Origin of the sequence: Spirillospora sp. NPDC047418, assembly GCF_040643275.1 — a bacterium.
GTDB lineage: Bacteria > Actinomycetota > Actinomycetes > Streptosporangiales > Streptosporangiaceae > Spirillospora.
This window is the reverse complement of sequence record NZ_JBEYTW010000122.1, coordinates 1-24,980: the sequence shown is the minus strand read 5'-3', so window position 1 is coordinate 24,980 and position 24,980 is coordinate 1. Positions and strand designations below refer to the sequence as shown.

The 24,980-nt window shown below is 68.2% G+C and carries 27 protein-coding genes, 1 tRNA gene and 2 pseudogenes; 12 read left to right on the top strand and 18 right to left on the bottom strand.

The features are described from left to right. Positions 1-246: 246 nt before the first annotated feature. The 4 genes from ABZ806_RS40750 to ABZ806_RS40735 all read right to left on the bottom strand — a co-directional run bounded on the left by ABZ806_RS40750 (position 247) and on the right by ABZ806_RS40735 (position 2,200). The gene (locus ABZ806_RS40750) at positions 247-450 is read right to left on the bottom strand and encodes a hypothetical protein (RefSeq protein ID WP_500224039.1); all 204 of its coding nucleotides are present in this window, start codon (positions 448-450) and stop codon (positions 247-249) included. Between the two features lie 209 nt (positions 451-659). Then, a complete protein-coding gene (locus ABZ806_RS40745) occupies positions 660-911 on the bottom strand; it encodes a hypothetical protein (protein ID WP_500224038.1) in 252 nt (83 codons plus the stop codon). Between the two features lie 282 nt (positions 912-1,193). Then, the gene (locus ABZ806_RS40740) at positions 1,194-1,388 is read right to left on the bottom strand and encodes a DUF397 domain-containing protein (RefSeq protein WP_500224037.1); all 195 of its coding nucleotides are present in this window, start codon (positions 1,386-1,388) and stop codon (positions 1,194-1,196) included. Further along, positions 1,385-2,200: a helix-turn-helix domain-containing protein gene (locus ABZ806_RS40735; protein ID WP_500224036.1), complete on the bottom strand. Its 816-nt coding sequence runs from the start codon at positions 2,198-2,200 to the stop codon at positions 1,385-1,387. Before ABZ806_RS40735 ends, ABZ806_RS40740 begins: the two co-directional genes overlap by 4 nt. 98 nt (positions 2,201-2,298) lie before the next feature. Here ABZ806_RS40735 and ABZ806_RS40730 point away from each other — a divergent pair, with 98 nt between their 5' ends. The 7 genes and pseudogenes from ABZ806_RS40730 to ABZ806_RS40700 all read left to right on the top strand — a co-directional run bounded on the left by ABZ806_RS40730 (position 2,299) and on the right by ABZ806_RS40700 (position 9,187). Further along, positions 2,299-2,730, top strand: a complete 432-nt coding sequence (locus ABZ806_RS40730) for an ATP-binding protein (RefSeq protein WP_500224033.1) — start codon at positions 2,299-2,301, stop codon at positions 2,728-2,730. 69 nt (positions 2,731-2,799) lie between these two features. Then, positions 2,800-3,105: a hypothetical protein gene (locus ABZ806_RS40725; RefSeq protein WP_500224032.1), complete on the top strand. Its 306-nt coding sequence runs from the start codon at positions 2,800-2,802 to the stop codon at positions 3,103-3,105. Positions 3,106-3,244: 139 nt separating this feature from the next. Continuing rightward, complete coding sequence (locus ABZ806_RS40720; protein ID WP_500224031.1) at positions 3,245-3,424, top strand: hypothetical protein; 180 nt, start codon at positions 3,245-3,247, stop codon at positions 3,422-3,424. A 214-nt stretch (positions 3,425-3,638) separates the two neighbouring features. After that, complete coding sequence (locus ABZ806_RS40715; protein WP_500224029.1) at positions 3,639-4,721, top strand: hypothetical protein; 1,083 nt, start codon at positions 3,639-3,641, stop codon at positions 4,719-4,721. A gap of 763 nt (positions 4,722-5,484) precedes the next feature. Next, positions 5,485-5,763, top strand: coding sequence for a hypothetical protein (locus ABZ806_RS40710; protein ID WP_500224027.1), 279 nt, complete (start codon positions 5,485-5,487; stop codon positions 5,761-5,763). A gap of 198 nt (positions 5,764-5,961) precedes the next feature. After that, positions 5,962-6,348, top strand: a pseudogene (locus ABZ806_RS40705) (tyrosine-type recombinase/integrase); the annotation flags it as partial. 604 nt (positions 6,349-6,952) lie between these two features. Further along, complete coding sequence (locus ABZ806_RS40700; RefSeq protein ID WP_500224026.1) at positions 6,953-9,187, top strand: protein kinase domain-containing protein; 2,235 nt, start codon at positions 6,953-6,955, stop codon at positions 9,185-9,187. Positions 9,188-9,205: 18 nt separating this feature from the next. Here ABZ806_RS40700 and ABZ806_RS40695 read toward each other — a convergent pair. Next, positions 9,206-9,783: pseudogene (locus ABZ806_RS40695) on the bottom strand (transposase family protein); the annotation flags it as partial. A gap of 216 nt (positions 9,784-9,999) precedes the next feature. Here ABZ806_RS40695 and ABZ806_RS40690 point away from each other — a divergent pair. Beyond that, positions 10,000-11,187 carry an IS110 family RNA-guided transposase gene (locus ABZ806_RS40690; RefSeq protein ID WP_500224024.1) on the top strand — a complete coding sequence of 396 codons (1,188 nt, stop codon included), beginning with the start codon at positions 10,000-10,002 and terminating at the stop codon, positions 11,185-11,187. Here ABZ806_RS40690 and ABZ806_RS40685 read toward each other — a convergent pair. Both ABZ806_RS40685 and ABZ806_RS40680 read right to left on the bottom strand, forming a co-directional pair. Continuing rightward, positions 11,117-11,413: a helix-turn-helix domain-containing protein gene (locus ABZ806_RS40685; RefSeq protein ID WP_500224023.1), complete on the bottom strand. Its 297-nt coding sequence runs from the start codon at positions 11,411-11,413 to the stop codon at positions 11,117-11,119. The genes ABZ806_RS40690 and ABZ806_RS40685 overlap by 71 nt on opposite strands. 1,061 nt (positions 11,414-12,474) lie before the next feature. Continuing rightward, entirely contained in the window at positions 12,475-12,672 is a 198-nt protein-coding gene (locus ABZ806_RS40680; protein WP_500224022.1) for a hypothetical protein, read from the bottom strand. A gap of 173 nt (positions 12,673-12,845) precedes the next feature. Here ABZ806_RS40680 and ABZ806_RS40675 point away from each other — a divergent pair, with 173 nt between their 5' ends. Next, positions 12,846-12,995, top strand: coding sequence for a hypothetical protein (locus ABZ806_RS40675; protein WP_500224021.1), 150 nt, complete (start codon positions 12,846-12,848; stop codon positions 12,993-12,995). Between the two features lie 49 nt (positions 12,996-13,044). Here ABZ806_RS40675 and ABZ806_RS40670 read toward each other — a convergent pair. The 8 genes from ABZ806_RS40670 to ABZ806_RS40635 form a co-directional block, all read right to left on the bottom strand. Further along, a tRNA-Val gene (locus ABZ806_RS40670) sits at positions 13,045-13,116 on the bottom strand. Between the two features lie 64 nt (positions 13,117-13,180). Beyond that, a complete protein-coding gene (locus ABZ806_RS40665) occupies positions 13,181-14,344 on the bottom strand; it encodes a geranylgeranyl reductase family protein (protein ID WP_500224020.1) in 1,164 nt (387 codons plus the stop codon). Beyond that, positions 14,344-14,979: a dienelactone hydrolase family protein gene (locus tag ABZ806_RS40660; protein WP_500224018.1), complete on the bottom strand. Its 636-nt coding sequence runs from the start codon at positions 14,977-14,979 to the stop codon at positions 14,344-14,346. The genes ABZ806_RS40665 and ABZ806_RS40660 overlap by 1 nt, the downstream gene beginning before the upstream one ends. Then, positions 14,976-15,395 (bottom strand): CBS domain-containing protein, encoded by a 420-nt coding sequence (locus ABZ806_RS40655; protein ID WP_500224017.1) that lies wholly within the window; start codon positions 15,393-15,395, stop codon positions 14,976-14,978. Before ABZ806_RS40655 ends, ABZ806_RS40660 begins: the two co-directional genes overlap by 4 nt. A gap of 52 nt (positions 15,396-15,447) precedes the next feature. Continuing rightward, positions 15,448-16,356 carry a proteasome assembly chaperone family protein gene (locus ABZ806_RS40650; RefSeq protein WP_500224016.1) on the bottom strand — a complete coding sequence of 303 codons (909 nt, stop codon included), beginning with the start codon at positions 16,354-16,356 and terminating at the stop codon, positions 15,448-15,450. Positions 16,357-16,435: 79 nt separating this feature from the next. Next, entirely contained in the window at positions 16,436-17,416 is a 981-nt protein-coding gene (gene cbbX, locus ABZ806_RS40645) for a CbbX protein (protein WP_500224015.1), read from the bottom strand. After that, positions 17,413-17,841 carry a ribulose bisphosphate carboxylase small subunit gene (locus ABZ806_RS40640; protein ID WP_500224014.1) on the bottom strand — a complete coding sequence of 143 codons (429 nt, stop codon included), beginning with the start codon at positions 17,839-17,841 and terminating at the stop codon, positions 17,413-17,415. Before ABZ806_RS40640 ends, cbbX begins: the two co-directional genes overlap by 4 nt. Next, on the bottom strand, positions 17,841-19,274 hold the full coding sequence (locus ABZ806_RS40635) for a form I ribulose bisphosphate carboxylase large subunit (RefSeq protein WP_500224012.1): 1,434 nt from the start codon (positions 19,272-19,274) through the stop codon (positions 17,841-17,843). Before ABZ806_RS40635 ends, ABZ806_RS40640 begins: the two co-directional genes overlap by 1 nt. 273 nt (positions 19,275-19,547) lie before the next feature. Between ABZ806_RS40635 and ABZ806_RS40630 the strand changes: the two genes are divergently transcribed. Beyond that, entirely contained in the window at positions 19,548-20,453 is a 906-nt protein-coding gene (locus ABZ806_RS40630) for a LysR substrate-binding domain-containing protein (RefSeq protein WP_500224010.1), read from the top strand. Here ABZ806_RS40630 and ABZ806_RS40625 read toward each other — a convergent pair. Continuing rightward, the gene (locus tag ABZ806_RS40625; protein WP_500224009.1) at positions 20,410-20,643 is read right to left on the bottom strand and encodes a hypothetical protein; all 234 of its coding nucleotides are present in this window, start codon (positions 20,641-20,643) and stop codon (positions 20,410-20,412) included. The two genes, ABZ806_RS40630 and ABZ806_RS40625, sit on opposite strands and share 44 nt — an antisense overlap. Before the next feature lie 123 nt (positions 20,644-20,766). On the opposite strand from ABZ806_RS40625, the gene ABZ806_RS40620 reads away from it, so the two are divergent. Next, positions 20,767-21,957, top strand: a complete 1,191-nt coding sequence (locus ABZ806_RS40620) for a saccharopine dehydrogenase family protein (RefSeq protein WP_500224007.1) — start codon at positions 20,767-20,769, stop codon at positions 21,955-21,957. Here ABZ806_RS40620 and ABZ806_RS40615 read toward each other — a convergent pair. After that, positions 21,917-23,095, bottom strand: a complete 1,179-nt coding sequence (locus ABZ806_RS40615) for a GAF domain-containing sensor histidine kinase (RefSeq protein WP_500224006.1) — start codon at positions 23,093-23,095, stop codon at positions 21,917-21,919. The two genes, ABZ806_RS40620 and ABZ806_RS40615, sit on opposite strands and share 41 nt — an antisense overlap. Beyond that, complete coding sequence (locus ABZ806_RS40610) at positions 23,092-23,748, bottom strand: response regulator (RefSeq protein ID WP_500224005.1); 657 nt, start codon at positions 23,746-23,748, stop codon at positions 23,092-23,094. The genes ABZ806_RS40615 and ABZ806_RS40610 overlap by 4 nt, the downstream gene beginning before the upstream one ends. A gap of 160 nt (positions 23,749-23,908) precedes the next feature. Here ABZ806_RS40610 and ABZ806_RS40605 point away from each other — a divergent pair, with 160 nt between their 5' ends. Beyond that, positions 23,909-24,892, top strand: a complete 984-nt coding sequence (locus ABZ806_RS40605) for a phosphoribulokinase (protein WP_500224003.1) — start codon at positions 23,909-23,911, stop codon at positions 24,890-24,892. Positions 24,893-24,980 lie beyond the last annotated feature (88 nt).

Genomic DNA, 24,980 nt, shown 5'->3' with positions numbered 1-24,980 from the left:
CGGATTAGTGTGTCACCCGCCAGCAACCGCAACCTCATGACCAGCACGAACACGTAGCAAACCGCGGCATCGTAGACCGACCTGTGCAAGTCAGGTCGAAGGCTGGCAGACAGGCTCGACCTACTCCGCTCCGACGGCTGTGCTTGCCCTGCCAACTGCCAGCGAGGTCTTCGCCTCTGGACGGGACGCCCGTCCTGAACCTCTTGCCACGCGAGCCGGAGTGCCCGCGCCGGAGGAACGGGTTCGTCAGGTGTAGCCGCCCTTCCAGTACTCCTCATGACTTGTGGCGGAGTCGTCTGGACGGCTCCGGCGCAGATCGTCGTATCGCGCGTAGAGAAACTGCACAGCTTCCTGCAAACTGCACTCGAACGTCGACATGAGCCACTTGACAGCCGGCAGAATCTGACATTCGACGATCAGCCTGTCGAGAGGCTCCCACTCGCTGGCCATGCGGGCGTCCTGGCACGCACGGGGCTACCGACCAACTGAGTTTATTGAGCAGCGGTGCGCCCTGGTGACCGCCGGCATCTGCCGGGCGTGGCGGAGGGGTCGCGATGTGCGGCCCGGCGCGGCCGCATAGTGACCAGCCCCCACGCGGCACGCTTCGGGCTGCCTGGCGTGGGGCCGCGCAGCAGCCTGACCACCGCCGCCCCTTGACCTCAACGCGAGCTGATCATCGGTCCGCCGAAGTCACGCACCGCCCTCCGCACCATGGCACTCCCCATGCGGTCATCCCGGACCTGCGGCGGCATCTCGGCAACTGCACCGGCGCTGAGGAGCCCGACGCGCTGATCTTCACCTGCAAGCGCGCCGACGACCTGCGGCAGGCGAACTTCCGGCGCGCGACCAAATGGGACGAGACCCTGACCAGGCTCAGCGTGCCGAACCTCCACTTTCACGACCTCCGCCACACCGCGAACACCTTCCCGACCAAGCCCGGCGCGACGCTCCGCGACCCCATAGAGCGGATGGGCCCCGACAGCGTGCGGGCCGCGATGATCCACCAAGCACCGGACGCCGCGCGATACTGCCCTACCCGGGCGAGTAGCCAGCCGAACCGGCCCCTTCGCCTTGGCGAGCGGAGAAGCCCGCGGTCGGACGCGTGGACGCAGAGTGTCGCGCCCCACGGACATGAGCCGGTCCCGCGCGCGACGAGCCAGGCGCAGGACCGAGAGCGAGGTCGGACAGTCCGGTCAGCGGGCCGGGTGCCGCTTGACCTGCTCGATCAGACCGGCGAACTCCGCAACGGACAAGCTGAGGTGCCCCCCATCCGGGTCCTTGCTGTCCCGCACCCCGATCCCCGCCCCCGGAGCAAGCCGCCCCAGCTCAACACACTGGTGGTCATCAACGCCGCCGCTGTAACTGCTCTTCCGCCAACGAACGATCATGAGTACTGCTCCAAGTACTTCTCGACGAGGGCGCGCGAGGCGTCTTCAGGGAGGGCCTTCGCACCGATACGTTCGAACCTAGTCGAAAAGTCCCGCACCTCGCTTGGGCTCTCGATCAAGCGTCCGCCGTGTTGGGCACCGGCGTAGGCGACGTCCCGCTCTTCCAGACAGATCACTTGGAACGGCCCGTCGAATCCTTGGTGAGCGCCAGCCGCAGTCGGCACAATCCGCATGATGACGTTCTGGTGGCCCGCCATGTCGAGCAGGTGCTCCAGCTGATGCCTCATGACCTCAGGGCCCCCGATGGGGCATGCCAACACGCTTTCGTCGACGAGCATCCAGAGCGTAGGCGTATCCGGGCGTTCCAAGATCAAGCGTTGCCGCTCAACACGCATGGCAACCCCAGCATCGATGTCCTTGGTCAACCCCGTTTCGAGAAGTGCCCGAATGTACTCCTCTGTCTGGAATGGCCGAGGGATAGCCTTCCCGTGGTAGGTCTTGATCGCGGTGGACGTCCTCTCGTACTCCTTGCACTGACGCGCCCAGTCTGGGTCGTGCGCCATTCGGGCAAACCAGAGGATCAGCTGAAAAAGTAGACCCGTCCCGTAGTGCTTATCGAGCAGCCGCATCTGATCGTCCTGCGGACGCCGCCTGCCCGCCTCCAAGTTGGAAACAGTCGAGCGCGCGATGGCCATGATCTCCCCACACTGAGCGAGCGACAGCCCGGCCTTCTCACGCATGTAACGCATGAAGAAGGCCAGGAAGTGCCACATCGAGATCCGAGGGTCCAGGGGCTCGCGGACGGCGGGCATCACGTCTCCTTGTTTTTCAACTTCTACGGGTACACCTAAAGATTAGGCATCCACGGTGATCCTTGTCACAGGAAATCGGAATCTCAGGCAAGGACAGGATGATGGCGATGACGGCGACCGCAGAGCCGGTTATGCCCCTTATGGGGACACCTTCCGCAGTGGGGCTAGCGCGCACCTTCGCGGACACACAAATCCGCAAATGGGACTACCCGCACATTCTCGACAGCGCACTTCTCATCGTGTCGGAACTCGTCACCAACGCGGCCCGCCAGACGCCGGACGAGGAGATCCGTCTCCAGCTCAGCCGCGACGCCTACGGGATCATCATCGCCGTCTGGGACACCGACCACGAGCTGCCCAAGGCCAAGCCGCTCAAGGAACTCACCCTCGACGACCTCGACCTGTCGGCGGAGGCGTTCGACGACAACGGCGGCTGGGGCCTGCACATCGTCCAGGCCATGTCCGCCAAATGCGGCGTCACCGCCGACCCGGCCGGCGGCAAATGGATCTGGGCGCGCATGCACCCGTAGCAGGCCCCCGCGCCCACCCCACCCCCACCGGCAGTCCAGGCACGCCCTTCGACGGGAGGCAGCACAAGAATGGCCACCGACCACCTGACGGCCACGAGCGGACGACGCCCGTTCCTGACCGCTCTCGACGAGGCCGTCCGCAAGCGCGGCGGAATGTCATGCGGCATCGTCGCACGCAGCGGCACACCCGTCCTCTACGTGATCAACACCGAGTCACCCGGCAGGTTCACCGAGATCGGCGCCGACTTCATCACCGGGACCTGGATGTTCACCTGGGCCCCCACCGGCGAAACGATCAGCGCGGCCAACTCCCCCACGCAGGCCGCCGAAACGATCGCCCGCGCGCTCGGGGCTCACCTCGGGACCCGTCCGTAATGGGCAGCGAACTCGCAACGACAGCGCGGCTGCTCCTCATCTTCGGAACGGTGTGCCTGCTCTTCGGAGCCATGGCGGGCTACGTCCTAGGCCCCGGCCTGGTGCACCGAACCCGACGACTGCTCCGGAGGCTGCGCCGATGAGCCAGATCACGGCAGCCGAGGTGACCGCAGCCCTGGAGATCACCAGAGCCGCCTACCAAGAAGCCACGATCCGCGCGGGCCTCCTCGCCGGAAAGATCGCCGAGGTCCACGCCAACGCCGAGTCGCAACTGGCCGGCCTTGAAGCCCAGGACGACGACACCGCCCCCACCCCCTAGACCCCTCCGGACGGACGGCGTTCCTAGCACGGCACATGCCGTCCGTCCGGAGGTTCCAATGCGGTTCACCAGCCGCAAGAGGCGGACCTGGGGCTCGGCCCTTGGGCTCGGATCAAGCGGCACGACCGACCCCACCAAGTAGGACGAGACCGTGGCGCTCGACCAGCCCTTGGTGACTCAGTTCGAGGACGGCGCGGTGTGAAAGCATGCGACTGTGACGCCCGATGCCACCCGTGAGGGAGCCGCCCAGTTCACCGCCCGTCTCCTGGCCACCGCTGCCGCTCCGCTCGACCCCGCCTCGGCGGACGGCCCACGAGTACTGCACTGGCCGGGGCGTCGGCTGCTGGTGCAGCGCGGGGACACCGAACTGGCCGTCCGCGACCTTGAGGGGGCTGGGGCGGAGACCCGCTTTCCCGCGCCGTGGCCTCGCCGGTACGGCTCAGTGGCGGTCTCTCCCGCTGGTGATGTCGCCGTGTTCGCCGGCGTGCACGCCTTGCGGGCCGTGGATTCGGCCGGCGCCGTGCTGTGGGAGATCCGCCACGGTTGCTGGTCTGCGGCCGTGTGCACGACGGCCCATGCCTCGTTCTCCGAGTACGCCGACGATTACCACCACGGCCACGCCGACAGCGGCTCGGCGGCCTTCTCCTCCGACGGCAAGGTCCTGTGGGCTCACGTCCGCAGCCACACGGGGCAGGACACCGAGGAGGAATGGCTGATCCTCGACGCCGCCGACGGCTCGCTGCTGACCCGGGCCGCGACGATGACCGTGGGATCGGGCTCCTTCCACTTTCCTCACCCCGACCCGGCGTACATGGGGCTGTCCATCGCGGAGGGCGAGGAGACTTCGCCCGTGCTGTGGGGACGCTGGGACGGTACGCAGCTCACCGTTCAGCGATTCATCGAGGAGGTCTTTCTCGCGGTGAGTCCGTCCGGGGAGCACTTCCTGACCACGGATACGGGCCAGTGGGCCCTCTATCTCCACCAAGCGGAAGATGGCTTGGAACTACGGCGACTGAACGCCCAGGATGCCGTACCCCCTCCTTCGGGAGACGACCGTGCTCGCTGGGACTTCGAAGCGGCGTTCCCCTACGACGACATCGCCGTGGTCGGCACCGAGCACTACGCCGAGGCCCCCCGCCACTGGCTCATCAATCCCCGCACAATGACCCTGCGAGGACCAGTCGTCTACCCCTTCCCCGTCTCGGGTCCTCCCCTGTCGGCAGGAAAAGACGCCTGGTGCACACTCTCCAAGGATCAGACCGCTCTCCACCTGTGGGCCCTCCCGCACCGGGAATGAGCCAACAGCCCGGCCCCGGCGCTCAAAGCTGCTCGCCCCCCCGAACGGTGGCCCCCTCCAGGACGGCTCTCCTCAACGCCGCCGCCCCTCCTTCCCGTGCTCGGTCTACGTCCTGCGGTCCTTCCAGCTGTCCTGGCGAAGACAGACCTGACCCCGGGCGAGTGGACGTCGCGGAATGTCGGTAGCACAAAAGGGCACGATCCGCGGCTGCGGCCCACAGCCTTTTCGTAGGTGGACGCGGACGGTTCCGAACCGCCGGCTCCTCTCTTATAAGGACTCGTGATCATCCGAACACGGGCCCTGACCTGTACGGGAGCACGCTCTCGGACGGCCCGTCTCCCCCGCCCGACGCAACCTAATGGCACGCGTATGGCACGCGCGCGACGCCCGATCACCCGGCATGATCACGCTCGCGACCTGCCACGACCCACACGCTCCCCAGTGGCACGCGAATAGCACGCCCGCCCCTGGGCGCCTCGCACCTGCCTGCAGCCGCCCGGACAGCGCTCCCCGTGGCGGCCGTGGACGTGCGGCGCAGCCGCTGTTCCTCCCCCACCTTCCTCCCCCCGGCCCCGACGAGACCTGCACTTAGCGGCGGACGGGTTCTGTCAAGGGTGGCGAAGCCATCACGTAGTGACGCCCGAAGGGCGCCCTTGACGGGTTCCGTCCGCCGCCATCCTCGACGGTTCGGGTTCGGGGGAGCCCCGCACCCTTCCAGCCCAGCTTGTGATGCCCTGTCGGTGGGGCCTGGTGGAATGCGGGCATGGACGAATCCCCTCGACTGGTCACGCAGTTGCTCAAGGCAGTGGTCGCATACACGTGGTTCTTCGAGACCTGTGACGAGACCGTGTTGGACGATGACACGGCGCTCAAGCAGCAGGAGTACGCCGGTTACCTCCTCAACCAGCTCTCCGACGCAGACAAGCAGCGGGTTGCTGACGAGCTGGCAGCCCTGGCGGCGAGCGAGACAGACCCGGCATACCGAGAGTTCCTGGAGACGTTCGCCTTCGCGATGGGCCTGGTGGAGCCGGAGGACGGCTGAGGCGGCGGCGCGACCCTGCACGGCGAGCGGTCGGGGCAGGGCCGGCGGACGCGTCGCGATGCGCGGCCCGGCGCGGCTGCCCGGTGACCAGCGCCCACGCGGCACGCTCCGGGCGACCAAGCGCGGGGCCGCGCAGCAGCCTGACCGCCGCCGCTTCTTGACCTCAACGCCGGGACGGTCACCGTCCGGCAAGCGCAAGTCGAGTTGGACACCGGCGAACTGATCATCGGCCCGCCCAAGTCACGGGCCGGCCTCCGCACCGTGGCACTCCCCCAAGCGATCACCCCGGACCTGCGGCGGCATCTCGGCAACTTCACCGGCGCTGAGCCTGATGCGCTGATCTTCACCGGCAAGCGCGGTGGCGTCCTGCGGCGGGCGAACTTCCGGCGCGCTACCAAGTGGGGCGAGACCGTGATCAAGCTCGGCGTGCCGAACCTCCGCTTTCACGACCTCCGCCACACCGGGAACACGTTCGCGGCAGAGTCCGGCGCGACACTCCGCGTCCTCATGGAACGGATGGGCCATGACAGCGTGCGGCCCGCGATGATCTACCAGCACCGGACGGCGGGCGGTAACCGGCCATAGCCCAGGCCATGGACAACAAGATCAGCAACGCCAACCCGGACGACGACGATGGGGCGGCCGGATCGCTCGCGCTCGTCGGCTAATGGCACGCTAATGGCACGAAGACCCTGTTCCCATGATCGGGAACAGGGTCTTTTCGCAGGTGGGCGCGGACGGTTTCGAACCGCCGACTCCTCGCTTGTAAGCCAAGACTACCCCGCTCCATCGCAGCTCGCTGCCCTGCACAGCGGTGCCCCCGTGGCTCAGCAACGTCCAGCCGCGTCCGCCACGACTGTCACTCAGTTAGACACTCACCTCCTGCGACCTTGCGTGCAGGACCACAGCCCTGATCACGCTCACGACCACCAGGGCCAGCCATCTACCAGCGTCGTCGTCACTCTGGGGGGTGAGGACTGTCGCCACGTGCTCAAGGGCATCCGCTACGCGGCCGCCCTCAGGGTGCCGGGTAGCGCGCGGGCACGCGGCCTCTTCGGCCCAGTCACGGAGCGCCCGAGCTGGCCACCACAGGCCGGACGGCCAACCTGTCCACAAAAGCCTCAACTCAGGATGTATCGGATGTATCCTCGAACCATCTCAGCGTTGGGCAGAGTGAAAGGGGGCTGTCGTGACCCGCAAGATAGCTTTGGTCGCCGGCATTACTAACTACAGCGGCCGGTGGAGTTCTTTGCAAAATTGCGCCAACGACGCAGACGAGATGGCTACCACACTCACCTTCCCTGAGTACGATTTTGATGTAACAAAAATTCTAGACGACCAAGTTACGAGACAGGCAATAATTCGATGGCTACTGGAAGCAAAGACCTCCGGGGCCGATGAAGTGCTCTTCTATTTCGCAGGCCACGGGGTCGTTAACGATCTTAATACTTACCTGGTTACGGCAGACAACCAGGAACTCGACGAAGGGATCCCTCTAGTTGACCTGATGAAAATCGCAGAACCTCATGCAGGCACGGGAACTGAGGTTGTAATAATACTCGATTGCTGCCACTCGGGAGAGGCCGTCAATGGCGGAATTTTGACATCTCGGCGAATTTCGAATCCGGATGTTAGTGAGACAGTTCGCCAAGTTAACCCATCGGCTGTAGTTATGGCCGCATGCACACCCACCCAAAAGGCCAAAGAGTCCACTAATCTGTCACACGGGGTATTTACTTATCATCTACTTGAAGCACTCATGGGGGCTGCGGCTGATCACAACGGGGATGTTACTGTTCACAGCCTTTATGAGGTTGTCTCAAGAGAGATGGACGCTTCTCCAAGGACTTCCCAAAATCCAGTATTTGGTGGGAGGGTTACGGGCCGAGTCATTCTAGGAAGCGGATTCACTCCTGTGCTCGCCGCCCCTCGTCCAGAGCAAGAACTTGCCCTGATTGAGATCGAAGCAAACGAGCACCTGGAGAGCTACAATAGACTTCGCTCAATTAGTGGCGAAAATTGGCGCGAAACTGGCTATGCGGCCGCTTGCCGAAAGCTCGAAGCGGTCAGCGCATGGTTTTCCAAGCAAGAGGTAATCGAAGGCCTACCACAGCGAAATGCATTTCGACAAGCAAAAGCCACTCTTCTTCGATACCAGAGTGAACTTGGGGTAGTGGAGCCGGGAACCAAGACCCGTTGGGGAATTCTCGAAAGCCAAATTGGCGCAGGCGGTTTTGGCAAAGTATGGCGTGTGCGTGAGGGCAACGGGAACCTACTCGCCTATAAGATCTACCATGCCAACGAACTCTCCGACCGGGAAAAGGTTAAGCGATTCCGCAATGGTTACGATGCGATGCGAATGCTCGACCATCCATCCATCGTCAACGTGCACGACTATAGCGATAGTCCGCCAGGATTCATAATGGACTATATCGAGGGTAGCAATCTCCGAGAACTCGCTATAGGGACCTTCTTGGAGCCAGCCGAGATACTCGCCATCCTACTCAAAAGCGCTGAAGCCATCGCAGACGCACACGCGAGCGAAGTCATCCACCGGGATATTAAGCCCGAGAACATTGTGTGCAAACTTCAAGAAAACGGCACCTATAAGCCCTTCTTGACGGACTTTGATCTTGCATGGTTCAGCACCCAAACGCAAAAGGCGACCAAGACTGCGATGGGGGTCGTCTACTATGCCGCCCCCGAGCAATATTTTGCCTTTAATCCCAAGGCTGCCCGAGAGCGAACGGCCGCATTGGACATCTACTCGTTTGGGCAGTTGGTCTACTTCTGCTTCACGAACCTGGACCCTGACCCCGTAAACATCGACGCGAACAGCACCAACCTCCAAAAAGAATTACTCAAGACATGCCCAGCGAAGGTAACCAGTAGCACGATTGATCTATATCGCGCCTGTACTAGATTCTCCCCAGCGGATCGTCTCCAAACATTCGGGGAAGTGATCGCCACACTACAGAGAGCGCTTCAAAGTCTGACGCACACGGACAACGACGGAAAGATAGGCCGAGATGAATACATTCGAGAAGTAGCATTCCAGATGGGAGGCATCCTCTATAAGGAGGATGTGCCGTCATTCTCCAACGCTAGTGGACTGTGGGAAGTTTTCCCTTCCTGGAAAACTCAAACGCATACACGAGAAGGAGTGAAGGAATATCTTTGGCTACACTGCAAACCCACGGACCGCATCGCTCTGGAGAATATCTCCAATGAGCGTATGAGAGTTGTACTAAATCGCAAAATCGATGCCGCATTGAACTCCTATAGAAATCAAGCCAGGCGCCAGTCTGGCAAGCACGGAGAATTTGAATTTTTCATGGAATGGCATCCATCGAAGATGACACGTAGTGATTGCTTGAGGCTATGCGAGGCACTGCGAGTAGTTTTCAGCAACCTTCAGGTTTGATTGAACAGTGAACCTTTTTCAACGTGTGCTGAGCTCGCGGTTCTGGAGGACGTGGATGGCCTTGGCCAGGTGACCGGCCCGGTGCGGGCAGCAACGTAGCTTGGTCAGGATCTTCCAACTTTTGAGCTGGGCGTTGGCTCGTTCGCCGGGTCCGCGGAGCTTGGCGTGGGAGCGGTTGGCGTCCTTGAGCGGTTCGGACTTGTCCTTGCCCTTGTAGGGCGTCTTGATGTGCGGGCCGGCGCCGACATAGCCTTGTCGGCCAGCACCAGGAACCCGGCTGCGGCCAGCTCGCGGACCAGGCCCCAGATCCGAGCGGCCGTCAGGTCGTGGACCGAGCCGGGCAGCGGTCCCGACACCCACACGATCGTCCCGTCCGGGGAGGCGATGACCTGCAGGTTCACGCCGTGTTTCTTGTGCTTGCCCGAGTAGAAGGGCCGGTCGGCCTTCACCCGGTCGATCGGGATCAGCGTGCCGTCCATAACCAGGTACAACAGACCGTCCTTCTTAGCCTTCGCCAGCGCCCGGCTGAGTTTGGGTGATCGGGCCGACAGCAGCGTCACCGTCTCGTTGACGTAGCGCCCTACCGTTGTGAATGAGCCCGATGGGTTCCTTTGGGACTGGATGATCGGGTGGTGAGGGTGGGGCAGGGATGGCTTACGTATCGCTGTCTTCGATGGCTCGCTTGGCTGTGCCCCCTGCCTCGCCCCGCTTCTTCCTGACCGCTGGATTAGGCACTGCGATTGATCGCTATGTAGGGCGGAGCTGGTGGGGAGAGGCAGCACTTCCATCGGATCGACGAGAGGAACGTGCTGGTGGGCGTGGTCGTGGGGATCGCCGTTGCCAAGGAGATCCACTGGGCTGAGATCAAGATCGCTGAAGGTGGGAAGGTGGTGTCCAGCCACCGGGTGGACAACACTCCGGAGGACGTCAGCGCCCTGATCGGCGAGATCAAGGACGTTGAGGTCGAGCACGGGCCGGCGCTGGTGGGCGGGATCGCCTCGTTGCTGCAGACGATGATGCTGGAAGCCGGCCTGGTGGTGGTCCACGTGCCAGGGCTGGCGGTCAACCGCGCTCGCCGTGGAACCCGCGGCGGTGAGCACAAGAGCGACCCGAAAGACGCCAAGGTCATCGCCGACCAGGTGCGGATGCGGGACGACCTGCGCCGGGTCACCGCCACGCGGGAGGAGGACGTCGAGCTGCGGCTGCTGACCGCGCGGCGCGCTGAGCTGGTGGAGGACGCCAGCAGGCGAGCCAACCGGCTGCGGGCACTGCTCAACGCCATCCACCCGGGCCTCGAACGGCACGTCGAGGTGACCGGGAAGACCTGGCTGCACCTGCTCACTCGCTACGCCACTCCGGCCGAAATCCGAGCAGCCGGGCGAACACGCGTCCTGGCTCACCTGCGCAAACTCCGGTGGGTCAAGGACACGGTCCTGATCAAGGCCACCGAGACGGCCGTGGGCTCCGCGCAACGACAGCGCGTCAGCATGCCCGGTGAGAAGGTCACGGCCGAGCTAGTCAAAGAGACCGCGGCAGAGGCCCTGGCCGCCCGCGACCGCCTGGCCGCGCTCGACAAGCGCATCCAGGAAACCCTCGACCGCCATCCCGACGCGGCGCTGGTCGCGAGCCTGCCCGGCATGGGCCCGATCATGACCGCGGAGTTTCTCGCCGTGACCGGCGGCATCAGCCGCTTCGCCACCGGCGATCAGCCCGCTGCCGCCGCAGGCCTGGCGCCCGTCCTCAAACAATCCGGCAAGAGCCGCCACCTGCAACGCGCCCGCTCCGGCGACCGCGCCCTCAAACGGGTCTTCTACCAGTCGGCGTTCTGCGCCATCGGACACGACCCCGCCAGCACCGACTTCTACCGGCGCAAACGAACCGAAGGCAAGAACCACCAGCAAGCCGTACTCGCCCTGGCCCGACGCCGCGTCAACGTCCTGCACGCCATCCTGCGTACCCGACACCCCTACAGCACCGACTACACGCCCGCAGCGGCTTGACAAAGCCATTAGGCAGCCAGGCGGTGGTGGTTCCGACCCCGAACCCGGCGCCGAGCTGCGCGAACGTCTCCCCGTTCTTCAAGTACGCCAGCGTCATCAGCGCCTGCATACCCGCCGTCAGGGCCCGGCCCTTGCTGCCGATCTGCTTGCGGTGCCGGCCGACGATCCCGGTCACGTACTGCAGTGTCTGACGCGACAACGGCAGCGAAGAACGATAGAAAAGCATGTGAAGCCCCTGGTGGGATCGGTCGGTTGTGAGAGATCACCCGTCCTACCAGGGCTTCTTCATGTTTTAGGGACCGCCACGCCGCCCGCGATCGTGCTGTGATCACCCACCCACAAGCGCTGGTGGAAAACGCTCAGTGAAGGCTTTAGCTTCTCGCCCAACAAGGGGACGCGCGCTGCCTACCGGGTCCCTCGGCCGAGGACGTGGACGTCACCGTGTTGGCGGATGGGGACGGTCTGGTGAGTGGCCAAAGTGTCTTGGGCTCTGACGGCAGAGGCTCCTTCGGCCAGTTCGCCTACCTCGTCTGCTATGAGCCAGCGGAAGGCGGTGCTTTTGTCCGTCTCTCGGAGGGTCCCGGCCTTGGCCTGGCAACGGAAGGACGAGGGCGACGATGCCGCAGGGCACGTTCTTGCAGACGCCGGGCAGGGCCGTGGGCGTGGACATCTAGGCCGGTTTCCAAGGTCGGGGACGATGGGGCGGCGCCCCTCACGGTCGTCTATGAGCACGGCGGCGCATAGCTCAACGGCCCCGTTTCCGGGCTTGGAAACGGGGCCGTTCACGTGGATGGGTGCGGACGGTTGCGAACCGCCACCTCCTCGCCTGTAAGGAGCCGTGAGCATCCGTTTCGCGGCGTCGACCTGGGCCTCGCCCGCTCGTCCTGGACGACGCGTCCTCCCATCCACAGACCTAATGGCACGGACGCGCGGCATGATCGCGCAGGTTGATCAAGCCCCTGAGCTGCCGAACCTCACAGCTTCCACACTCCTAAGTGGCACGCAAGTGGGATGGGGCCGACCTCTCGCGTGGCACGCACACTGCTCCCCCTCCTGAGCTTCCCGTCTGCGCGTCCGACGCTGGCCAAGCTTCGGGGTGGGGAGCTGCGGGTGGGGATCGCGGGGAATCAGACGGTGCGGGCCGGCAGGATCCTGCGGTCGCTGGATCTGCCTTCCGACGTGATCGCGACGTCAGGGGAATCGTTCAGCGGGACGCCCCGGAGGCCGACCGTGTTCCGACGAGGCGGATTGATTCACTGGCCGAGCTTCCGGGCCGTGTCGCTGAGTTCAACGCTGGAGGGCGCTGAGCGTGGTCTGCCATCCGTAGAGGCGGTCGTCCAGGCGGCCGACGCAGTCGGTGTCGGCCCAGGGCTGGAGGGCGCGGCGAACGGTGTGCACGCGGTCCATGGCAGTGGCGTACCCGGTGACGGCGAGTTGGTCGAGGTCCTGTTCGGCGTAGGATCGTGCGACTTCGACGGCGGCCAAGACTCCGAGGATGACGACGCCTTGTTTTGGGGTTGGTGTCGCCGATCGCGTCCAGGACGCTGAGGGGTGTGGCCTTGGCCAAGCTCGGCGTGCCGAACCTCACTTTCACGACCTCGGCCACACCGGGGACACCTTCGCGGCCGAGTCCGAGGCGACGCGACCTTATGGAGCGGATGGGCCGTGGCAGCGTCCGCGCCGCGATGATCTACCAGCACCGGACGGCGGATGGTAACCGGACGATAGTCCAAGCCATGGACAGCAAGATCGACGACGCCAACCCGGACGACGACGGGGCAGCCGGGGCCCTCACACTCGTCGGCTAATGACACGAAGACCCTGTTCCCGTGGTCGGGAACAGGGTCTTTTCGCAGGTGGGCGCGGACGGTTTCGAACCGCCGACTCCTCGCTTGTAAGGCGAGTGCTCTACCCCTGAGCTACGCGCCCGTGTTGCCGGGAAAGCGTACCCGGTTGGTGGGGGCCTTCGCGAAACGGTATTCGGGGCGGACGGTCAGGAGGTGGGGGTCAGGCGGGTTAGGGCGGCGGCCAGGCGGTCGGTGGTCGTTGGGACGGGTGAGGCTGGTAGGCCGCCTGTGAGGGTTAGGGCTAGGCGGGTTAGGGGTGGGGCTGAGAGGGCTGTGCGGGTTGCCAGGCGCATGATCTGTGGGTTCGCCATGGCTCGGGTTGCCGTGCGGGCGAGGGTGAAGGGGGCGCCGTTGGCCTGGCGGATGGTGGTCGGGTAGGTGCGGAGCACCTTCTCTGGGAAGGGGCTGTGGTAGGCGGTGGTGATCACTTCGGCGGCCAGGCGGCCTGCTTCCAGGGAGTAGGCGATGCCTTCGCCGCTGAAGGGGTTGACCATGCCGCCCGAGTCGCCTACGAGCAACATGCCGGGTAGGTAGTGGGGGCGGCGGCTGTAGCCCATGGGGAGGGCGGCGCCGCGTAGTGGGCCCTCGGCGTTCTGCTCCGTGAAGCCCCAGGTGGACGGGAGGGTTTTCAGCCACTTGGTGAATAGGTCGTGGTAGTTGGGGTGGTCTGTGCGTAGGAGGGCCACGCCTACGTTGCAGGTGCCGTCGCCCATGCCGAAGACCCAGCCGTAGGCGGCGGGGGCCAGGTCCAGCCAGATTTCCAGGTAGGTGTCCTTGTGGCGCGGGCTTCGGTAGTAGCGGCGACCCGCGATGCCTATGGGACGGTCGCGGCGCGGGTGCAGGCCCAAGGCGATCGAGAGGCGGGACGAGGCTCCGTCGGCCGCTATGACCAGGCGGGATTGGTGGGTTCCTGCGGCTGTGTGGACGCCCGTTACGCGGCCCTGGTCCAGGAGTGGGGCCGTGACCTTGGTGTTCTCCAGGAGGGTCGCGCCGGCGGCTACTGCCTGGCGGGCCAGGAGTTCGTCCAGGTCGGTGCGGGTGCGGGTCAGGCCGTGGCCTGAGGGCCAGGGAAGCTCCAGGGTGCGGCCCGCGCCGATGAGGCGGACGCCGTCGGTGCGGAACCAATCAGACAGGTCGATGTCCAGGGCGCGGAGTTCGTCGACCGCGCGGGGTGTCAGGCCGTCGCCGCAGATCTTCTCGCGGGGGAAGGACGTCTTCTCCAGGACGAGGACGTCCAGCCCGGCGCGGGCCAGGTGGCAGGCGGCGGACGTTCCGGCGGGGCCTGCTCCGACCACGATGACGTCGCGCATCAGAGGTTCCGGTTGAACCAGTCGGCGGCTTGCATGGTCACCTCTTCCAGGGCGCCCGGCTCCTCGAACAGGTGGGTCGCGCCGGAGACTATGTGGATTTCGGAGCGGTCGAGGTGCTCGGCCGCCTTCTCGTTCAGGGCCAGGACCTCCGGGTCGCGGCCGCCGACTATGAGCAGGACGGGGGCCTGTACCCGGGGCAGGGACGGGCCCGCGAGGTCGGGGCGGCCGCCGCGGGAGACGACGGCGCCGATGCGCGGGCGGGCCGCGGCGGCGGCCAGGGCGGCGGCGGCTCCGGTGCTGGCGCCGAACAGGCCGATGGGGAGGCCCGCGGTGTGCGGGGCCGATTCCAGGCCGTCGGCGAGGCGGTCGATCGCGCCGATCAGGCGGAGGGTGAGGAGTTCGATGTCGAAGCGCAGGGCGGCGGTGACGCGGTCGACCTCGTCCTCGTGCTGGGTGAGCAGGTCGATGAGGAGCGTGCCGATGCCGGCGGCGTTGAGGCCCTCGGCGACGGCGCGGTTGCGGGGGCTGAGGCGGGAGCTGCCGCTGCCGTGCGCGAACAGGACGACACCGGTCGCGCCGTCCGGTATCGACAGGTCGCCGGCGAGTTCGGCGTCCGGCAGCTTCAGCGTGATCACGTGTTGGGCGGTTCGGCGCTGATGTCGGCGAGGGCCGAGCGCTCGTCGCGCTGGATGGCCAGGTCGCCGATGGACACCATGCCGATCGGCCGGTCGCCGTCCACGACGGGGATCCGGCGGACGGCGTTCTCGCGCATCAGCCGGACCGCCGCGTCGGCGTCCTCCCCGGGCGCGACCGTGATCATGTTGGTGCTGCAGATGTCGGCGGCGGTGGTGCCGGACATGTCGCGATGGGCGGCGACGGCGCGGATCACGATGTCGCGGTCGGTGACCAGGCCGCGCAGCCGTCCCTCGTGGACGACGAGGACGTCGCCGATGCCGTGCTGCCGCATGAGGTCCCCGACCTCGGCCAGGGACGTGTCCGGGGGCACCGCCACGGGCACCGGCGTCATCACCTCGTTCACCTTCTGGGCCATGAGCGAACCTCCCCTCTCGGGCGCTCGCGTACCCAGCGGCGGACGGGATATGTCAGCCGGCGCTGTCGGGGCCGTCCTGCTCGGCGAGGAACCGCTCGAACTGGGCGCCGAGCTCGTCCGCGGTCGGCATGTCCTGCGACTCGGCGAGCAGGTTGTCGCGCTCGGCGGCGCCGGCGAACGCGTCGTACTGCTGCTCCAGGGCCCGGACGACCTTCTCGACCTCGTCGTTGCCGTCCACCTGCTCGGCGATGTCGGCGTCGGTCGCGGCGGCCGCGTCGCGGAGCCGGTCGACGGGCAGCGCCAGCCCGGTCGCGGAGACGATCGCCTCCAGCGCGGCGACGGCGGCGGCCGGATAGGCGGACTGGGCGAGGTAGTGCGGGACGTGCACGGCGAACCCGACGGCGTCGTGCCCGGCCTCGCCGAGCCGCAGCTCCAGCAGCCCGGCGGCGCTGCCGGGCACCTGCACCTTGTCGAACCACGAGTTGCGGTTGATCAGCTCGGGCCGGGTGGCGTGCGCGGTGGTGCCGACGGGGCGGGTGTGCGGGACGCCCATCGGGATGCCGTGGAACCCGACGACGACACCGACGCCCAGCTGCTTGACCAGGTGGACGACGGAGGAGGTGAAGCCCTCCCACAGCCGGTCGGGCTCGGGCCCGGACAGCATCAGGAACGGGCTGCCGGCCTCGTCCCGCAGCAGGCGGACGACCAGTTCGGGCGCCTCGTAGGCGGACCAGTGGTCGCGGTCGAACGTCATCGGCGGCCGGCGGGCCCGGTAGTCGATCAGCGAGTCGACGTCGAAGCGGGCGATGACGCGGTGCTCAAGGGACTCCAGGAGGTGCTCGCGCACGAGCTGCCCGGTGGATCCGGCGTCCACGAAGCCGTCGAGGCTGTGCAGCAGCACCGGACCCGTCATCTCCGGCAGGTCGGCGTCAAGCTCGTACAGATCCTCAGGGTTATGCAACTTCTCCCCCACCTCCACATGTCCTACGCCCAACATTAGGACATGTGGAGGCCCATCCCCGTTTCCGATGTGACACCGGTCACCCGAACACACGGCTGGCGAGGAAGTCTTGCGGGTGGAGGGTGGTGAGGTCGTCGCGGCCCACGTCGGTACCGGCGGCGAGGAGGCGGCTGGCGTGCCGGAGGCGGGCGCGTTCGATGGCGTTTCGGACGGACCGGGCGTTGGCGAAGCGCGGCTGGGCGCGGCGCCGGGACAGGTAGTCGCGGAAGACCGGTTCGGCGGCCGGGGCCAGACCGTAACCCTCGCGTTCCATCATCAGGTGGCCGATGGCCTCCAACTCGTCCGGGTCGTAGTCGGGGAAGTCGATGTGGTGCGCGATGCGGGAACTCATGCCCGGGTTGGACGCGAAGAAGGAGTCCATCCGGTCCTTGTATCCGGCGAGGACGACGACGAGGTCGTCCCGCTGGTTCTCCATCACCTGGAGCAGGATCTCGATGGCCTCCTGCCCGTAGTCGCGTTCGTTCTCCGCCCGGTACAGGTAGTACGCCTCGTCGATGAACAGCACGCCGCCCATCGCCCGCTTCAGGACCTCCTTCGTCTTGGGCGCGGTGTGCCCCACGTACTGGCCGACGAGGTCGTCTCGGGTGACGGAGACCAGGTGGCCCTTGCGGATGTAGCCGAGGCGGTGCAGCAGTTCGGCGAGCCGGACGGCGACGGACGTCTTGCCCGTCCCCGGACTGCCGGTGAAGCACATGTGCAGGTTGGGACGTCCGGAGTCGATGCCGAACCGGGCCCGGACGCGGTCCACGAGGAGAAGGGCGGCGATCTCCCGTATGCGGGTCTTGACCGGGGCCAGGCCGACGAGTTCGGCGTCCAGCGCGTCCAGGACGGAGTCCACCTGGGAGTCGGCGCGTTCCTTCGCGAGGTCGACGCGGGCGTCCGGCGCAAGCGTCTCGGGAGGGAGCGGTCCGGGAGGGAACGGCTCCCCGGTGGCGGGAGCTTGGGACGTGTCCACCGGGGAGCCGTTCTGGCGCATCCCGAAGCCGGGGCGTTCGGTCAACGCCCCGCCCCGTAGCGGTCGCCCTCGGGCCTGTCGAGGGCGTACGGGTGGAGCGTGTACTGGACGCGCCGGTCGGCCGTCTCCGTCCGGTCCAGCCGGAAGCCGGGCTCCTCGGCGGGACGCTGGACGATGAACTGCAGCGCGGTGGTCTGCCTTCCGTAGCGGGCGTCGTAGGCGTTCAGCCGGATGTAGCGGTCCGGATACGCCTTGCGGCACTCGTTGACCTCGTACAGGACGCCGGCCGGGTCGGCGAGGTCGAACATCGGCAGGCCCCACATCTCCCAGTAGGAGTTGCGCGGGTGCGGGTCGTCGGTGAACTCGACCGAGCACGGCCAGCCCTGGCCGAGGGCGTAGGCGGCCTGCGCCGCGATGTCCGCGTCGGTGAGGTCGGGCAGGTAGGAGAAGGTTCCTTGCGTGATTCGCATCAGATGCTCACCGGGGTCTCGACGACGTCGGGGGTGTCGGTGGATTCGTACGTGAAGGTGATGTCGCCCCAGGTGGACAGGGCGATGTCGAGTTCGCGGCTGTGCTTGGCGGCGGCGCGCAGGATGTCGGGCCCTTCGGCGAGGTAGTCGCGGCCCTCGTTCCGCGCCTTGATCATCGCCTCGAGCGCGACGCGGTTCGCGGTGGCGCCGGCGGCGATGCCCATCGGGTGGCCGATCGTCCCGCCGCCGAACTGCAGGATCGAGTCCTCGCCCAGGTAGTGCAGGAGCTGGTGCATCTGCCCGGCGTGGATGCCGCCGGACGCGACGGGCATCGTGCCCGGCATCGACGCCCACTCCTGGTCGAAGTACAGGCCCTTCACCGGGTCGGCCTCCACCTTGTCCAGGCGGAGGGTGTCGTAGTAGCCGCGGACGCTGTTCGGGTCGCCCTCCAGCTTGCCGACGACCGTCCCCGCGTGGATGTGGTCGACGCCTGCCAGCCGCATCCACTTGGCGATGACGCGGAAGTTCACGCCGTGCGACTTCTGCCGCGTGTACGTAGAGTGCCCCGCGCGGTGCAGGTGCAGGATGACGCCGTTCTTGCGCGCCCAGTTGGCCATCGACTGGATCGCCGTGTAACCGATGGTGAGGTCGATCATCACGACGACGCTGCCCAGGTCCCTGGCGAACTCGGCGCGCTCGTACATGTCCTCCATCGTCGCGGCGGTGACGTTGAGGTAGTGGCCCTTCACCTCGCCCGTGGCGGCCTGCGCCCGGTTGACGCCCTCCATGCAGTACAGGAAGCGGTCGCGCCAACGCATGAACGGCTGCGAGTTGATGTTCTCGTCGTCCTTGGTGAAATCGAGGCCGCCGCGGAGGGCCTCGTAGACGACGCGTCCGTAGTTACGCGCTGACAGCCCGAGCTTGGGTTTGACGGTGGCGCCCAGGAGCGGACGGCCGAACTTGCCCAGGTACTCGCGTTCCATGACGATGCCGTGCGCCGGCCCCTGGAACGTCTTCACGTAATGGGTCGGGATGCGCATGTCCTCAAGGCGGAGCGCCTTCAGCGCCTTGAACCCGAAGACGTTCCCGATGATGGACGACGTCAGGTTCGCGATCGACCCTTCCTCGAACAGGTCGAGGTCGTAGGCGATGTAGGCGATGAACTGGTTCTCCTGCCCGGGAACCGGCTCCACCTTGTAGCACTTGGCCTGGTAGTTCTCGTAGGCCGTGAGCCGGTCCGTCCAGACGACCGTCCACGTGGCGGTGGACGACTCGCCCGCGACGGCCGCGCCGGCCTCCTCCGGCGGCACGCCCGGCTGCGGCGTGATCCGGAAGGCGGCGAGGATGTCGCTGTCCTTCGGCTCGTAGTCCGGACGCCAGTAGCCCATCTCCGCGTAGGGGATCACGCCCGCCGACCATCTGCCCGAGCTCATACGCCGCTCTCCTCCGCTTGCTGCCGGACGGCCGGGACGCGGTGCGCCGCCCCGGTGGAGGACGGCATGTCCCAGGGGAATGGGGCGGAGCGCCGCGTCCCGGCCCATGTGGAACCGTGACGCCTCGAAGCTTGACCGGCCGATACTTGCGATGTCCATCAAGTGTTCTACGGTGACCATCAAACATTCACTTGAACAAGGAGGCCAGCCGCGTGACCGAGGAGGCCGAGGGCGTGACGGAGGAGGCCAGCGCATGACCGAGGAGGCCGGGGCGTGACGGAGGCGCGGCTGCGGACGTTCGTCGCGCTCGCCGACGCCGGGTCGGTGCGGGCGGCGGCGCGGCGGCTGTACGTGACCGAGTCGGCGGTGTCGGCGGCGGTCGCCGCGCTGACCCGCGACCTCGGTGTGCCGCTCGTCCAGAAGGTGGGCCGGGGCGTCCGGCTGACGCCCGCCGGCGCCGTCTACGCCGGGTACGCGCGGCAGGTCCTCGGGCTGCTGGAGGAGGGGCGGGCGGCGGCGCGCGGCGCGGCCGATCCGGGCCGGGGCCCGCTGCGGCTGGCGGCGGTGACGACGGCCGCCGACCAGATCCTGCCCGAGCTGCTCGCCTCGTTCCGGGGCCGCTGGCCGGACGTGGAGCTGGCGCTGGAGGTGGGGCCGCGCCGCCAGGTGTGGAGCAGCCTCGCCGCGCACGAGGCCGACCTGGTGCTGGCCGGGCGCCCGCCCGCCGAGGTCGCGGCGACCGTGCTGGCGAGGCGTCGCAACGAGCTGGTCGTGGTGGGCGCGCCCGGCCTCGCCGCCGGTTTCGCCCTCGCCCGCACGCCCTGGGTCATGCGCGAGCCGGGCTCGGGGACCCGGGCGACCGCCGACGCCTACCTGGCCGAACGCGAGGTCGCGCCGCCCCGGCTCGTGCTCGGCTCGAACGGCGCGGTCATCGCGGGCGCGGCGGCCGGGCTCGGGGTGGCCCTGATGTCGCGGGACGCCGTCGGCGCCGAACTGGACGCCGGGCGCCTGGTGGTGGTCGACGCGCCGGGGATGCCGCTCGACCGCCCCTGGCACGCGGTCGCGGGGGCGGCGCCCACCGCGACGACGCTGCTGTTCGTCCGGCACCTGCTGGAGGCGCCGGGCTGGGCCCCCGCTAGGGCAGGCTCCACAGCGACACCGACAGCAGGCCCAGGCTGACGGCGATCAGCACCATGGCGACCGAGCGCCCGCCCTCGTCGCCGCGTCCGCCCTCGTCGGCCCGCCCGGTTTCGTCGGCCCGCCCGGTTTCGTCGCCGTGCGCGCCGCTCCTGCCGCGCCTCAGCAGCAGCACGAAGAACGCGAGGAAGCCGGCGGCGACGACGTCCATCGCCACGGCCAGCCCGGTCACAACGCCACCATTCCCGTCACCGGAGCAACCCTAGAGGAGTGCGGTCCCTCACATCGGCGATCCGCCGCGCATACCGGGCCGCGAACGCGACAGAATCAGGTTCGGAACCGTGAGAGGGGCATCATGACCGCCGACCGGCCAGCCGACCGCCCGTACGACATCGTCCTGTTCGGCGCCACCGGCTTCACCGGCGCCCTGACCGCCGAGTACCTGGCCGGGCACGCCGATCCGGGGACGCGCTGGGCGCTCGCCGGGCGCAACGAGGCCAAGCTCGCGGCCGTCCGCGACCGCCTGGTGAAGATCGACCCCGCGTGCGCCGGGCTGCCGCTGCTGCACGCCGACACCACCGACGCGGCCTCGATCGACGCCATCGCCGAGTCGGCGCGCGTGGTCATCACCACGGTCGGCCCTTACGTCAAGTACGGCGAGACCCTGGTCGCGGCGTGCGCGCGCGCCGGTACCGACTACGTCGACATCACCGGCGAGCCCACGTTCGTCGACCGCATGTACGTGAAGTACCACCGGGAGGCCGTGCGCAGCGGAGCCCGGATCGTGCACGCCTGCGGGTTCGACTCGATCCCCCACGACCTCGGCGCCTACTTCACGGTCAAGCAGCTGCCCGAGGGCGTCCCGCTGCACGTCGAAGGGTTCGTGCGGGTGCGCGGGGCCGCGTCCGGAGGCACCCTGCACTCGGCGGTCGGGATCATCGGGGACGCCGCCGGCATGCTGCGCGCCGAGCGCGAGCGCCGCCGGACGGAGGACCGCCCCGCCGGCCGCAGGGTCCGCATCTCGCGGGCCCCCGCGCCGAAGGCCCGGGTCGGGGACGGCTGGACGCTCCCGCTGCCCACCATCGATCCGCAGATCGTCACCCGGTCGGCGGCGGCCCTCGACCGCTACGGCCCCGACTTCTCCTACGGCCACTTCGTCGCGGTCAAGCGCCTCCCGTCCGCCGCCGCGCTGGCGACCGGCTTCGGGGCCCTGACCGCGCTGGCCGCGCTGCCGCCGACCCGGCGCCTCCTGCTCCGGATCAGCAGCCCCGGCGACGGGCCGTCGCAGGCGCAGCGCGACCGCAACTGGTTCAGCGTGAAGTTCGCCGGCGAGGGCGGCGGGAGGCGCGTCGTGACCGAGGTCGCGGGCGGCGACCCCGGCTACACCGAGACGGCCAAGATGCTCGCCGAGTCGGCGCTGTGCCTCGCCCACGACGACCTGCCCGCGACGTCCGGGCAGGTCACGACCGCGACGGCGATGGGCGACGCGCTGATCGCCCGGCTCGTCAAGGCGGGGATGACGTTCCGGGTGCTCGACGCGGAGTGACCCGGCGGCGCCCCGGGACGGGGACGACGGCCTCGACGATCGTCCCGGCGCCCGGCCTGCTCTTCACCGCGACCCGGCCGCCGAGCAGTTCGGCGCGCTCCCGCATGCCGCGCAGCCCGTAGCAGTCGTGGCGCGGCCCCGCGCCGCCCTTCGCGAGGACCTCCCGGACGGAGAACCCCGTCCCGTCGTCGGCGACCCGCAGCCTGACCCGGTCCAAGGAGTGCTCCAGCAGCAGGTCGACGCAGGTCGCGGACGCGTGCCGCAGGCTGTTGCCGACCGCCTCCTGCGCGATCCGGTACAGCGCGGTCTGCACGTGGTCGGGCAACTCGTCCTCCAGTTCGCCTTCGATGGTCACGGTCACGTCGATCGTGCCGGACGGCCCCGGCCCGTCCCCGGCCTCCCGCGCGAGGGTGGCGAGGGCCGCCGACAGGCCCAGGTCGTCCAGGACGGGCGGGCGCAGCCCCCCGATCGCCGCGCGCGTCTCGGCGGCCGACAGCTCGCACAGCCGCCGCGCCATCATGATCTGCGCGAGCGCCTCCGGATGGTGCTCGGGCAGTGCCCGCTCGGCGGCCGACAGGTGGAAGCCGAGGCTGGCGAGCCGCTGCGCGATGCCGTCGTGGATCTCCCGGCTCAGCCGGGACCGCTCCGCCTCCTGCGCCTCGACGGCCCGCTCGGCGAACCGCTCGGCCGCGTGCTCGCGCTCCCGCGCGGTGCGCAGCCGGCGGCACGACGACAGCACCGGCGCGAACAGCCCCGCCAGCGCGGTGACGAGCGCGAGGTCCTCGGCCGGCGCCGGGCCGGCGGACCGGACGTCCACGACCGCGATCACGCCGCCGTCGCCGTGCACGGGGACCGCGGCGCCGCGCCCGTCGGCGTGCGGGCGGGCGCGGCCGTGCGCGGCGGCCCAGCCGGCGTCGCCCTCGCCCAGCGGGACGGGCGGGCCCGACCATTCGAGGGCGCGCTCCTCCTCGTCCAGGACGTACACGTCGCAGAACGTCAGCGCCCGCGCGGACCGGACGACGAGGCAGGCCAGCTCCTGCGCCATCCGGGGCAGCTCGCGGTCGGAGCAGGCGACGGCCGCGACGCGGACGAGCAGGTCGGTCCCGCGGCCCGCGAGCAGCTCCAGCGGGGACGTCACCGGAACAGCCCCTCGCGCAGCGCGACCGCGATCGCCGCCGACCGGTCGGTCACCTCCAGCTTGCGGTAAAGGGCGCGCAGGTGGCTCTTGACCGTCTCCTCGCTCAGCACGAGGCGCGCCGCGATCGCCTTGTTCGACAGGCCGCCGACCAGCAGCGACAGCACCTCGCTCTCGCGCTGGGTGAGGCCCCGGTTGGCGCCCGGCCAGAACTCGCCGCGGGTCAGCCGGGCCGCCGTGACCGCCATCCGGCCGGCGAGCGTCGGGTCGACGACCGTCTCGCCCCGCGCGACCTCCTCCAGCCGCCGGACGAGCTCGGGGCCGTCCACCCGCTTGAGGAGGTAGCCGCCGGCCCCGGCCCGCAGCGCCTCGAAGACGTACTGCTCGTCGTCGTAGACCGACAGGAACACCACCCGCGACTCGGGGACGCGGCCGGTGATCAGCCGGCACAGGTCGAGGCCGCTCTCGGGGCCGAGCCGCACGTCCAGCAGGACGACGTCCGGGCGCAGCGCGGTCACCAGCCGGGCCGCCTCGTCCCCCGTCCCCGCCTGCCCGACGACGCGCACCCGCCCGGCGAACCCGGCCAGCATCGCCTGCAGCCCGGCGAGGATCATCTCGTGGTCGTCGACCAGGACGACGCGTACGGGGACACTCATTCCGGCACGATAACAACCGGAAGCTACTCCCCAGTAGCCCAGGCGCGGAGGGACCCTCCGGCGTTTCACACCCGCTCTCCCCCGATTGGGGGACGAGCCCGGCCGCGCCTCCCCGTATTCTCCTCCACGAAAACAGAATTCCGCAGGACGGAGGAGCAAGGTGCCCCATCGGATCGTGCATATGCTCCGCGCGCGCGGCGCGGGCCGCCGCCCCGTCATGCTCGCGATCGCCGGCGACAGCGCCGCGGGCAAGACCACGCTGACCCGGGGGCTCGCGCAGTGCCTGGGGGCCGACCGGATGACCGCGGTCTGCGTGGACGACTACCACCGCTACGACCGCGCCGAACGGGCCGGCAAGCCGTTCACGGCGCTGCACCCCGACGGCAACTACGTCGACATCATGGCGCAGCACCTCCAGCTGCTGTCGATGGGCGAGCCGATCCTCAAGCCCGTCTACGACCACTCGACCGGCGAGCTGGTGCGGCCGGAACTGGTCGAGCCCCGCGACTTCGTGATCGTCGAGGGGCTGCTGCCGCTGCACACCCGGATGGCGCGGGCCTGCTTCGACATCACCGTCTACCTCGACCCGCCCGAGCCGCTGCGGCACTCCTGGAAGGTCCGCCGCGACTGCGAGAAGCGCGGCTACACCCCCGAGCAGGTCATGGCGGAACTGGCCCGCCGCGAACCGGAGAGCGCCGCCTACATCCGGCCGCAGCGCAAGCACGCCGACATCGTCGTCCGGTTCGCCCCGGTCGCCGGGCGGCTCGACCCGCCCGGCACGCCGCTGTCGGCCGAGCTGCTGCTGCGCCCCACCATCGACCACCCCGAGCTGGCGGACGTCCTGGACGGCACCGGCGACACCTCGGCGAGCCAGACCGAGACCGCCCTGCACCTGCGGCTGCACCGCGACACCGACGGTCGTCCCGTCGACGCCCTGCACGTCCACGGGTACGTCTCGCCCGAGGAGTCGCAGGTCGTCAAGAAGGCCATCTGGGAACGCCTCGGCCCGCGCGCCGGCGCGGCGCTCCCGGCCCCGGACGCCCTGGGCAGGCTGGGCGACACCGCCACCAGCGACCCGCTGGCGATAACCCAACTACTACTGCTCTACCACATGCTCGAAGCAGACCACCGCCAGGCCGCCTGAACACGTTCACCTGCGGCGGGGTTGTTTTTTTTTTTGGGGGCGGAGAAAAAAAAAAACCCCACGCGAACCGCCCCCCGCCCGGGGCGGG

Excerpts from the sequence above, each read along its gene's own strand:
- ABZ806_RS40610 (WP_500224005.1), bottom strand. The coding sequence starts at position 23,748 with ATGAGTGTCCCCGTACGCGTCGTCCTGGTCGACGACCACGAGATGATC.
- ABZ806_RS40620 (WP_500224007.1), top strand. The coding sequence starts at position 20,767 with ATGACCGCCGACCGGCCAGCCGACCGCCCGTACGACATCGTCCTGTTC.
- ABZ806_RS40730 (WP_500224033.1), top strand. The coding sequence starts at position 2,299 with ATGATGGCGATGACGGCGACCGCAGAGCCGGTTATGCCCCTTATGGGG.
- ABZ806_RS40725 (WP_500224032.1), top strand. The coding sequence starts at position 2,800 with ATGGCCACCGACCACCTGACGGCCACGAGCGGACGACGCCCGTTCCTG.
- ABZ806_RS40665 (WP_500224020.1), bottom strand. The coding sequence starts at position 14,344 with ATGCGCGACGTCATCGTGGTCGGAGCAGGCCCCGCCGGAACGTCCGCC.
- ABZ806_RS40735 (WP_500224036.1), bottom strand. The coding sequence starts at position 2,200 with ATGCCCGCCGTCCGCGAGCCCCTGGACCCTCGGATCTCGATGTGGCAC.
- ABZ806_RS40655 (WP_500224017.1), bottom strand. The coding sequence starts at position 15,395 with ATGGCCCAGAAGGTGAACGAGGTGATGACGCCGGTGCCCGTGGCGGTG.
- ABZ806_RS40740 (WP_500224037.1), bottom strand. The coding sequence starts at position 1,388 with ATGATCGTTCGTTGGCGGAAGAGCAGTTACAGCGGCGGCGTTGATGAC.
- ABZ806_RS40710 (WP_500224027.1), top strand. The coding sequence starts at position 5,485 with ATGGACGAATCCCCTCGACTGGTCACGCAGTTGCTCAAGGCAGTGGTC.
- ABZ806_RS40635 (WP_500224012.1), bottom strand. The coding sequence starts at position 19,274 with ATGAGCTCGGGCAGATGGTCGGCGGGCGTGATCCCCTACGCGGAGATG.
- ABZ806_RS40750 (WP_500224039.1), bottom strand. The coding sequence starts at position 450 with ATGGCCAGCGAGTGGGAGCCTCTCGACAGGCTGATCGTCGAATGTCAG.
- ABZ806_RS40720 (WP_500224031.1), top strand. The coding sequence starts at position 3,245 with ATGAGCCAGATCACGGCAGCCGAGGTGACCGCAGCCCTGGAGATCACC.
- ABZ806_RS40640 (WP_500224014.1), bottom strand. The coding sequence starts at position 17,841 with ATGCGAATCACGCAAGGAACCTTCTCCTACCTGCCCGACCTCACCGAC.
- ABZ806_RS40685 (WP_500224023.1), bottom strand. The coding sequence starts at position 11,413 with ATGCTTTTCTATCGTTCTTCGCTGCCGTTGTCGCGTCAGACACTGCAG.
- ABZ806_RS40675 (WP_500224021.1), top strand. The coding sequence starts at position 12,846 with ATGGGCCGTGGCAGCGTCCGCGCCGCGATGATCTACCAGCACCGGACG.